At 62.4% G+C, this 10,412-nt stretch carries 6 protein-coding genes; 4 read left to right on the top strand and 2 right to left on the bottom strand.

Annotation, left to right across the window (positions count from 1 at the left end; genetic code table 11):
- Together ABJ196_RS02180 and ABJ196_RS02175 are read right to left on the bottom strand one after the other, a co-directional pair.
- On the bottom strand, positions 1-537 hold a 537-nt coding region (locus ABJ196_RS02180; RefSeq protein WP_347305015.1), incomplete at its 3' end, for an IS110 family transposase.
- Between the two features lie 573 nt (positions 538-1,110).
- On the bottom strand, positions 1,111-2,424 hold the full coding sequence (locus ABJ196_RS02175) for a short-chain fatty acyl-CoA regulator family protein (RefSeq protein WP_257072163.1): 1,314 nt from the start codon (positions 2,422-2,424) through the stop codon (positions 1,111-1,113).
- A 221-nt stretch (positions 2,425-2,645) separates the two neighbouring features.
- On the opposite strand from ABJ196_RS02175, the gene ABJ196_RS02170 reads away from it, so the two are divergent.
- The 4 genes from ABJ196_RS02170 to ABJ196_RS02155 all read left to right on the top strand — a co-directional run bounded on the left by ABJ196_RS02170 (position 2,646) and on the right by ABJ196_RS02155 (position 10,195).
- Positions 2,646-4,169, top strand: coding sequence for an MmgE/PrpD family protein (locus ABJ196_RS02170; RefSeq protein WP_070594183.1), 1,524 nt, complete (start codon positions 2,646-2,648; stop codon positions 4,167-4,169).
- A 1-nt stretch (position 4,170) separates the two neighbouring features.
- Positions 4,171-5,100: a methylisocitrate lyase gene (prpB, locus tag ABJ196_RS02165; protein ID WP_066485079.1), complete on the top strand. Its 930-nt coding sequence runs from the start codon at positions 4,171-4,173 to the stop codon at positions 5,098-5,100.
- A 196-nt stretch (positions 5,101-5,296) separates the two neighbouring features.
- The gene (locus ABJ196_RS02160) at positions 5,297-6,448 is read left to right on the top strand and encodes a bifunctional 2-methylcitrate synthase/citrate synthase (protein ID WP_066485081.1); all 1,152 of its coding nucleotides are present in this window, start codon (positions 5,297-5,299) and stop codon (positions 6,446-6,448) included.
- 315 nt (positions 6,449-6,763) lie between these two features.
- On the top strand, positions 6,764-10,195 hold the full coding sequence (locus ABJ196_RS02155; protein WP_347305014.1) for a pyruvate carboxylase: 3,432 nt from the start codon (positions 6,764-6,766) through the stop codon (positions 10,193-10,195).
- The last annotated feature ends 217 nt before the right edge of the window (positions 10,196-10,412 follow it).

Raw genomic sequence — 10,412 nt, 5'->3', positions numbered from 1 at the left:
GAGGATCCACTTGCGGTGAATCATCTGCCCACGCAGGACATGTTCGAATGCGGGGTAGGTGCCCACGAGTGCGGATCGCATCTGGTTGATCAGGCGTGTGTAGGCCCGGGCGAGGTCTTCGTCGATACCGTTGAGGACTTTCAGCTGGAGGAAGACTTCCTCCACGCGGTCAACACTACGCAGGGCATCCGGAAGGTTGAGGCCGGCATGGGCGATGACGTAGGCGTCGCGTACATCGGTCTTGGAGTTGCCGACGTGGATACGTGAAAGCTGTCGCATGGCAAGCCCGGGGAGGTAGCGAACGTCGGCTCCCATTGCTTGGGCGACTGCGACGGTGAGCCTGCCGATGTTGTTGGGTTGATCGACGACGACAAGGACCTTGGCGTCATTGGCCAGGAATTTGCCGAAGAGCTTGCGTAGCGAGCCTTCGTGCTGGTTGATGCGTTTGGATAGGACTTGTCGGCCCTGGAGATCGAGGACGCAGGCGTGGTGGAAGTATTTGCCGACGTCCATTCCAATGACGAAGTCATAGGCCATGAGTTGGTGCCTCCTAGCGATGAAAAGGGAGTTGGATTATTTACGCTTCATCGCTGGGGGGTCGGACATACTTGCGCTGGCATCCACATTACTGTGAGACCTCGTGCCGCCTGGGCCGGGTCAGGTTCCTATTAGCAGTTCGAGTATGTCACTGTCTTCGGCGGCATCACCCCCCGGATCATTTTCTTAACAGGGACAGGAATAAGCCATACCGAAGCCAGCGACTAGTTCCACTGTCCTTTCGGACGGCGGGAACGGACATAAACATAGCCCGCCCACTCGGGTGGACGGACTATGAATCTTCGGTGCCCTGGGGTGGAACTGCTAACAACGTAATGGGGCACACCCTGCGCATTCCTGCGCAGGGCACGGGTCGAGAGAACTCGAGAGGAGAGGTGTTCCGGACGAAGCCCGGTCTCCGGGATAGGGAAAGAGGCCGGATGCTCTCTCGCGCGGAACACAAGTAGTTTCTCGCGGACAGGTGACATGGAGGCTCGGGGCCTAGAACGCTCGTGCGAGCGGAAAGAAAAAGGGGGCATCGGCACGCTGGCGCAAGCGTGCCGAGCCTGCGCCTTAAATGGTGTCGTATGCCTGCTCCGCCGTGGTATTGAGATTCAGGCGGATGGTGCGGCCTAGCTGCGGGAAGGCGCGCTGTGGGCAGTCGGTACGCGGGCAAGCGAGACAGCCGGGGCCGATAGGCGTGGCGGCGGAGGGGGAGAGGTTGAGGGCGTCCGCGTAAACAAGGCGATCGGCCTGCGTGATGTCGCAGCCAAGCCCCACCACGAACTCCTTGCGCGGCGTGCCGAAGGACTTGGCAGTGCCTTGGACGTGCCGGGCAATCCAGAGGTAGGTGTGGCCATCGGGCATGGAGGCGACCTGGCGGGTGATGCGGTTGGGGGTCTCGAAGGCGCGGTGGACGATCCAGAGCGGGCAGGTGCCGCCGGAGCGGGCGAAGTGGAAACTCGTGGAGGACTGGCGCTTGGAGATATTGCCGGCGCGGTCTGTGCGAATGAAGGAGAATGGAACGCCCTGGTTGCCGGGGCGCTGGAGGGTGGACAGGCGCTGGGCGGTGGTTTCGAATCCGGTGCCGAAGTCACCGGCGAGCATGTCGATGTCATACCGGGACTCTTCCGCCTTCGCGAGGAACTCGTTATATGGCATGGTCACCGCGGCGCCGAAGTACTGGGCGAGGCCCAGCCTGCCGATGTCGCGCGCGACGCCTTCGGGCAACTCGGAGACCAAGTTATCGCAGAGATCCTGGTAGGCGAGAAGGCAGTACTGCAAAGACATCTCAAAGACCAGCTGCGCTTCGGTGAGGCCGCCGCGCAGATTGAGCTCGCGGCGGACCGGATCGAATTCGCGGCGAGGGCCGGTGCGGCCAAAGCGCACCGTGACGCCGAGTTCCTCTTCGAGGCGCGAGGCAAGGCGAGCCCGACGGAAAACGCGCTGGCCAAGCTGGCCGGCGAGCTCCTCGGCGAGCACGTCGAGTTCATGGATGTAGTTGTGTGCGTTGTAAAAGAACTCGCGGACGGCTTCGAAGGGGCCTTCTTGCTCGCGGGGAACGAGGGCGGCGGCGCGGGTGAGTCCCGGCATCAGCTCAGGAAACCGGCCGGCGAGGTCTGCCAATGTGTCTTCATCCGCGCCGGGGAAGAGGAGGCGTAGCTCCGTGATGGCATGCAAATCTTTTTCTGTGGAGAAGTAGCTGGGGTCCACATTAAAGCGCTGTGACAGGTTCATGAGCACGGTCACAGTAAGCGGCCGTTGGTCGTTTTCGAGCTGGTTGAGGTAGCTCGTGGATAGCCCCAAACTCTTGGCCATGGCGACTTGCGTTAGCCCGTGTTGTTTGCGGAGCGCGTGGATTCGTGCCCCCGCGTAGTGCTTGCTCATGGGTGGTGCTCCTTTAGATCTGCGTCCTGCCTGCGAGTTTTACAGGTTTTACAGACTATGCATAATAATGCCACAAATTTACGCAAACGTCACTTGTGGCCTGGGGCGCGTTGAAAAACGTAATGTGATTGCTATCGCAACAACGCGGTGCCACAGTGCGTCGCTCGCTTTCCTTGCGATGCACTCCACGCTTCCACACTTAAAAAGGAGTTTAAATTCCGGTGATTAATCACGAAGTACGCACCCACAAGTCCGCCGAGGATTTCCCGATTGAGGAGCACCTCGCCTACAAGATCGCCAAGGTTGCCGCAGACAAGGTTGAGGTTCCGGCCGACACCAAGGACATGATCATCAACCGCATCATCGACAACGCCTCCGTTGCTATGGCGTCCGTCGTCCGCGGCCCGGTCACCTCCGCCCGCGTCATGGCTCAGTCGCATCCTCATTCTTCGGATGCGAGCGGCAACGGGTCCACCGTCTTCGGTGTTGATGGTAAGTACTCCGCCGAGTGGGCCGCACTCGCCAACGGCACCGCCGTCCGCGAGCTCGACTACCACGACACCTTCCTCGCCGCCGAGTACTCCCACCCGGGCGACAACATCCCGCCGATCCTTGCCGTCGCACAGCACAAGGGCCTCACCGGCAAGGACCTCATCCGCGGTATCGCTACCGGCTACGAGATCCAGGTCGACCTCGTCAAGGGCATGTGCCTTCACGAGTGGAAGATTGACCACGTCGCTCATCTCGGCCCGTCCGTCGCCGCTGGTATCGGTACCATGCTGAACCTCGATGTCGACACCATCTACCAGGCCATCGGCCAGGCTCTCCACACCACCACCGCGACCCGCCAGTCCCGCAAGGGCCTGATTTCCTCCTGGAAGGCCTCCGCTCCGGCATTCGCCGGCAAGATGGCCATCGAGGCTGTCGACCGCGCGATGCGCGGCGAGGGCGCCCCGGCTCCCATCTGGGAAGGTGAGGACGGCTTCATCGCATGGATGCTGCACTCCCCGGAGCGCACCTACACCATCCCGCTGCCGGCCGAGGGCGAAGAAAAGCGCGCCATCCTCGACACCTACACCAAGGAGCACTCCGCGGAGTACCAGGCACAGGCCCAGATCGACATGGCCTTCGCGCTGAAGAAGCGCCTCGCCGAGGAGGGCCGCGACCTGGCGGACATCGAGTCCATCGTCCTCCACACCTCGCACCACACCCATTACGTCATCGGTACCGGTGCGAACGACCCGCAGAAGATGGACCCGGACGCATCGCGCGAGACGCTCGACCACTCCATCATGTACATCTTCGCCGTTGCCCTTGAGGACGGCGACTGGGACTACGAGCACTCCTACTCCGACGAGCGCAAGCACCGCCCGGAGACCATCGAGCTGTGGCACAAGATCTCCACCGTCGAGGATCCTGAGTGGACCCGCCGCTACCACTCCAACGACCTTTCCGAGAAGGCGTTCGGCGGCAAGGCCGTCATCACCTTCAAGGACGGCACCGTTATCGAGGACGAGCGCGCCGTCGCTGATGCTCACCCGCTCGGCGCCCGTCCGTTCGGCCGCGAGGAGTACATCAACAAGTTCAAGAAGCTGGCCGCTGGCAAGGTCTCCGAGGAAGAGCAGGAGCGCTTCCTCGCCGCCGTCCAGGACCTCGAGAACCTCACCGACCTGAACGAGCTCAACGTCCGTGTCACCCCGGACCACCTCGCGAAGGCCCCCAAGAAGCCGGAAGGAATTTTCTAACATGGCTGGACTGTTTGGTTCTACCAAGACCAACGCCGAGAAGCGCGCGGAGTTCCGCGCCTCCCTGGAGGGGCCGGGTTTGACCCGCCTCCCGGGTGCCTTCAACCCGCTCACCGCGCGTCTTATCCAGGACATCGGCGGCTTCGAAGGCGTCTACATCTCGGGCGCCGTCCTCGCTAACGACCTGGGCCTGCCGGACATCGGCCTCACCACTCTCACTGAGGTCGCCCACCGCTCCGGCCAGATTGCTCGCGCCACCGACCTGCCGGTCCTCGTCGACGCTGACACCGGCTTCGGTGAGCCGATGTCCTCGGCTCGCACGGTGGTGGCCCTTGAGGACGCTGGCCTCGCCGGCATGCACCTTGAGGACCAGGTCAACCCGAAGCGCTGTGGCCACCTCGACGGCAAGGAAGTTGTCCCGACCGACCTCATGGTCCGCCGCATCTCCGCCGCGGTCAACGAGCGCCGCGACCCCAACTTCATCATCTGCGCCCGTACGGACGCCGCTGGCATCCACGGCATCGACGACGCCATCGAACGCGCCAAGGCCTACGCCGACGCTGGCGCCGACATGATCTTCACCGAGGCCCTCTACTCCAAGGAGGACTTCGAGAAGTTCCGTGCCGCCGTCGATACCCCGCTCCTGGCGAACATGACGGAGTTCGGCAAGACCGAGCTGCTGTCCGCCAAGGAAATCGAGGACCTGGGCTACAACGCCGTCATCTGGCCCGTGTCCACCTTCCGTGTCGCCATGGGCGCCACCGAAGAGTTCCTCCGCTTCATGGAGAAAGAGGGCAACCAGACCGAGTGGCTCGAGCGCATGCAGCACCGTTCTCGCCTGTACGAACTTGTTCGTTACAACGAGTACAACGCCTTCGACCAGGCGGTGTTCACCTACTCCAAGGACTCCTACAAGCCGACCTTCGAGTAAAAACACCCCGGCTCCTGCCGACCGGCGCTTCGCCGGTATGACGAGCCACTGCGTTCGAAGCGCGAAACCCCGCGCCTCGAGCGCACAGCGGCGAACCTTCCTTGGAACGTCGTTCCTTCAATCCAAGTAAAAGAACCGCGCCACGGTTTGTGGCGTCTTTCGTCCCACACACTTTTCCAAGCACAAGGAGAACACAATGTCTGAGAACACCCCCGAAATCCGCAAGGGCCTGTACGGCGTCGTCGTTGACGAGACCGCCGTCTCCAAGGTCGTCCCGGAGACCAACTCCCTGACCTACCGTGGTTACCCCGTTCAGGAGCTGGCACGCTACTGCTCCTTCGAAGAGGTTGCCTACCTTCTGTGGAACGGCGAGCTTCCGACTCAGGAGGAGCTCATCCGCTTCTCTGCACGTGAGAAGGCTCTGCGCCACCTGGACCGCCACCTTATCGACCTCATCATGTCGATGCCGCTGTCCTGCCACCCGATGGACGTCCTGCGCACCGCCATCTCCTTCATCGGCGCTCAGGATCCGGAGGCCTACACCAAGAACTCCGAGCACATCCGTCGTACCGCTCTCGAGCTGATGGCCAAGATCCCGACCATCATCGCGCTCGACATCCGTCGTCGCCGCGGTGAAGGCTACATCCAGCCGTCGCGTAAGAAGGGCTTTGCCGAGAACTTCCTGTGGATGGTCTTCGGTGAGGAAGAGGGCTCCCCGGCCAACTCCCGCGCCGACATCGAGGCCTTCGACAAGTCGCTCATCCTCTACGCTGAGCACTCCTTCAACGCCTCCACCTTCACCGCGCGCGTCATCACCTCCACGATGTCCGACACCTACTCCGCAGTCGTCGGTGCTATCGGCGCCCTCAAGGGCCCGCTGCACGGTGGTGCGAACGAGGCCGTCATGCACAACTTCATTGAGGTTGGCGACCCGGCGAAGACCGAAGAGTGGACCCTCAACAAGCTCAAGAACAAGGAGCTCGTGATGGGCTTCGGTCACCGCGTCTACAAGAACGGTGACTCCCGCGTTCCGACCATGGAGGCCGCTTTCCGCGAGCTGGCCAAGGAGCACGGCCAGGAGCAGTGGGTGGAGATGTACGAAATCATGGCAAAGACCATGTACGACAACACCTCCATCAAGATTCAGCCGAACCTCGACTTCCCGACGGGCCCGGCGTACCACATCCTGGGCTTCGACATCGAGTTCTTCACCCCGATCTTCGTGATGTCCCGTATCACCGGCTGGACCGCACACATCGTGGAGCAGAACGAGAACAACTCGCTCATCCGCCCGCTGTCTGCCTACAACGGTGAGGCTCAGCGCTCCGTTCCGCCGAAGCAGTTCTAATCGCCGTCTGTGGCGCTGGGGCATTCCTGGCGTCACCCCGGAGGGAACGACGTTTCCTATGACCTATCGGTGACGGAACCCCCTACACTCCTCCGTTGCCCCTGAATTTCCCCGGCCGGCGCCAGACTTAATACGTCGGGCGTCCGGCCTATGGGACGTTTTACCCCCTTTAGTACCAATAATGTGGGATCGTGTTCGCATCGTGCATCACGCACTACTAATCTGAGATGTGGATCACCCGTGCTGGCATTGGTTTTCTGAACCACCCCGTAGCAGCGTGAACCAATGACCACAATCCGAAAGGAACCTACTGCAGTGACTGCCACCGCGTTACCGACGTTCAACAAGGTGCTTGTAGCCAACCGCGGCGAAATTGCTGTCCGTGCCTTCCGTGCCGCTTTCGAAATCGGCGCGAAGACCGTGGCAATTTATCCACGTGAGGATCGCAACTCCTTCCACCGTGCATTCGCCAACGAAGCCGTTCGCATTGGCGCTGAGGGCGCCCCGGTGAAGGCGTACCTCGATATTGATGAGGTGATTCGTGCCGCCAAGAAGTCGGGCGCGGATGCCATCTACCCGGGTTACGGCTTCCTCTCTGAGCGCGCCGACCTTGCCCGTGCTTGCAATGAGGCCGGAATCAAGTTCATTGGCCCCACTCCGGAGACCTTGGACCTCACCGGCGATAAGGCCGCTGCGGTGCACGCCGCTCAGGAAGCGGGCCTGCCGACCTTGAAGGACTCCGAGCCGTCCACTGACTTGGACAAGCTCGTCGAGTACTCCAAGGACTTCACCTACCCGATCTTCGTCAAGGCAGTCGCAGGTGGCGGCGGACGCGGCATGCGTTTCATCGAGAACGAGTCCGAGCTGCGCGAGAAGTGCGCGGAGGCCTCCCGTGAGGCCGAGGCTGCCTTCGGCGACGGCCACGTCTACCTTGAGACCGCCGTGATTAAGCCGCAGCACATTGAGGTCCAGATCCTCGCCGATAGCCAGGGCAACGTCGTCCACCTCTTCGAGCGTGACTGCTCCGTGCAGCGTCGTCACCAGAAGGTCGTGGAGATCGCTCCGGCTCCGACGCTGGATCCGGACCTGCGTGACCGCATCTGTGCGGACGCCGTGAAGTTCTGCCAGCACATCAACTACGAGGGCGCTGGCACCGTCGAGTTCCTCGTGGATGAGCGCGGCAACCACGTCTTCATCGAGATGAACCCCCGTGTCCAGGTCGAGCACACCGTCACCGAGGAAATCACCGGCGTCGACATCGTGAAGTCGCAGATGCACATTGCTGCGGGCGCTTCCCTCGACCAGCTTGGTCTGCACCAGGAGGATATCCACATCACCGGCGCGGCACTCCAGTGCCGTATTACCACCGAGGATCCGAACAATGGCTTCCGCCCGGATACCGGCACCCTGACCACGTACCGTTCGCCGGGTGGTGCGGGCGTGCGTCTCGATGGCGCTACCGCCGTCGGCGCCGAGATTTCGCCGAACTTCGACTCCCTGCTGGTGAAGATGACCTGCCGTGGCGTGACTTTCAAGCAAGCCGTTGCCCGCGCGCAGCGTGCCCTCAACGAGTTCACCGTCGCCGGCGTTGCCACCAATATCGGTTTCTTGCGCGCCCTGTTGCGCGAGCCGGACTTCACCGAGACCCGCGTCGACACCAGCTTCATCTCGTCCCACCCGGACCTGCTCAAGGCTCCGCCAGCTGTGGACGAGTCTGGCCGTATCATCGACTACATCGCGGACGTCACCGTGAACAAGCCGAATGGCGCGCGTCCGACCGCGCTTCGTCCGTTCGACAAGCTCCCAGAATTTGATCGCAACTCTGAGCTGCCGCGTGGTTCTCGTGACGATCTGCTTGAGCTGGGTCCGAAGGCTTGGGCAGAAAAGATCCGTAATCAGCAGGCTCTCGGCGTTACGGACACGACGTTCCGTGACGCGCACCAGTCGCTGCTCGCCACCCGTGTGCGCGGTACTGACCTCGTCTCCGCCGCGGAGGCCGTGGCCCGCATGACCCCGTCTCTCTACTCGGTGGAGGCGTGGGGCGGAGCGACCTACGATGTCGCGATGCGCTTCCTCAAGGAGGACCCGTGGGTTCGCCTTGATCTGCTGCGTGAGGCCATGCCGAACCAGAATATTCAGATGTTGCTGCGCGGCCGCAATACGGTGGGCTACTCGCCGTACTCGGACAAGGTGTGCCACGCCTTCGTGGACGAAGCCGCCAAGTCTGGCGTCGATATCTTCCGTATCTTCGACGCCCTCAACGACGTGAGCCAGATGCGTCCGGCTATCGAGGCTGTCCTCGAGAATGACAAGTCCGTGGCCGAAGTTGCCATGGCCTACTCCGGCGATATGTGCTCTCCGAATGAGAAGCTCTACACGCTGGATTACTACCTCAAGCTCGCCGAGGAAATCGTGGGCACCGGTGCACACGTGCTGGCTATCAAGGACATGGCGGGCCTGCTGCGTCCGGAGTCTGCCTCTAAGCTGGTCATGGCACTGCGCAAGGAATTCGACCTGCCGGTGCACGTCCACACCCACGACACTGCGGGCGGCCAGATGGCGACCTACTACGCGGCGGCGCTGTCCGGTGCCGATGTCGTCGACGGTGCCTCCGCTCCGTTGGCCGGTACGACGTCGCAGCCGTCCCTGTCCGCTATCGTCGCGGCATTCTCCAACTCCGCGCGCGACACTGGCCTCGACCTCAAGGCCGTCTCCGACCTGGAGCCGTACTGGGAGGCTGTCCGCCAGCTCTACAAGCCGTTCGAGAAGGGTATTCCTGGCCCGACTGGTCGCGTGTACCGCCACGAGATCCCGGGGGGTCAGCTGTCCAACCTGCGCGCTCAGGCGACCGCTCTGGGCCTCGAGGACCGCTTCGAGGTCATCGAGGACACCTACGCCGCCGTCAACGAGATGCTCGGCCGTCCGACCAAGGTCACCCCGTCTTCCAAGGTCGTGGGCGACCTCGCCCTGCAGCTTGTGGGCGCTGGCGTGGACCCGGCCGAGTTTGAAGCTAACCCGTCCAAGTACGACATCCCGGACTCCGTCATCGCCTTCCTGCGTGGCGAACTCGGCACTCCTCCGGGCGGCTGGCCGGAGCTGCGCGACCGTGTCCTCGAAGGCCGTACGCCGGGCGAGGTAACCGTCAAGGAGGTGCCCGCTGAAGAGCAGCCGCACCTTGACTCGGATAACTCGCAGGAGCGTCGCGACTCCCTCAACCGCCTGCTCTTCCCGAAGCAGTTCGAGGAGTTCAACGAGTTCCGTCGTAAGTACGGAAACACGGAGGCCCTCACCGACACCGTGTTCCTCTACGGTCTGGAAGAAGGCCACGAGTACGTGGTTCACTACTTCCCTGAAGGATCCAACGACCGCGCTGACCTCAAGCCGATTACTGTGCGCCTCGATGCACTCGGCGAGGCCGACGAGAAGGGTATGCGCAACGTTGTCCTGACGGTCAACGGTCAGATTCGCCCGATGAAGGTCCGCGACAATAACGTCGAATCCACCGTCGCCTCCGTCGAGAAGGCCGACCCGAGCAACGAGGGCCACGTGGCCGCTCCGTTCGCTGGTGTGGTCACCCCGACCGTCTCCGCGGGCGACGAGGTTAAGGCTGGCGACCAGGTGGCCGTCATCGAGGCCATGAAGATGGAAGCCTCCATCTCCGCAACCAAGGATGGCGTCATCGAGCGTGTCGCCATTGGCAAGGCCACCAAGGTAGAGGGCGGAGACCTCATCGCTGTCATTAAGTAGGCAGTAGTGACCGTCTAGCGTCCACACACAAGGCCCGTTGCACCTCCATGGTGCAACGGGCCTTATCCGTGCCGAGGGCCCGCCGACGGCGTTGCTGCAGGCGCACAATGACGTTTGGGGGAGGAACGGTGCGGAGCAGCTCGAGGAAACCCAAGCAGTACAACCGGAGGACAGCAGGGGACCGAGTCTCGTGACGGCCTTGCCGGTGTAAAGGGAT

The sequence above is a fragment of the Corynebacterium sp. SA-MJD20WY100 genome, from assembly GCF_039822565.1.
Taxonomy (GTDB): domain Bacteria; phylum Actinomycetota; class Actinomycetes; order Mycobacteriales; family Mycobacteriaceae; genus Corynebacterium; species Corynebacterium phoceense_A.
Note: the sequence above shows the minus strand (reverse complement) of the source record. Positions and strands in the feature narration are given on the sequence as shown.

What these genes read in the sequence shown, in the direction of transcription:
- ABJ196_RS02175 (WP_257072163.1), bottom strand. Translation starts at nt 2,424, where the DNA reads ATGAGCAAGCACTACGCGGGGGCACGAATCCACGCGCTCCGCAAACAA.
- prpB (WP_066485079.1), top strand. Translation starts at nt 4,171, where the DNA reads ATGGCTGGACTGTTTGGTTCTACCAAGACCAACGCCGAGAAGCGCGCG.
- ABJ196_RS02160 (WP_066485081.1), top strand. Translation starts at nt 5,297, where the DNA reads ATGTCTGAGAACACCCCCGAAATCCGCAAGGGCCTGTACGGCGTCGTC.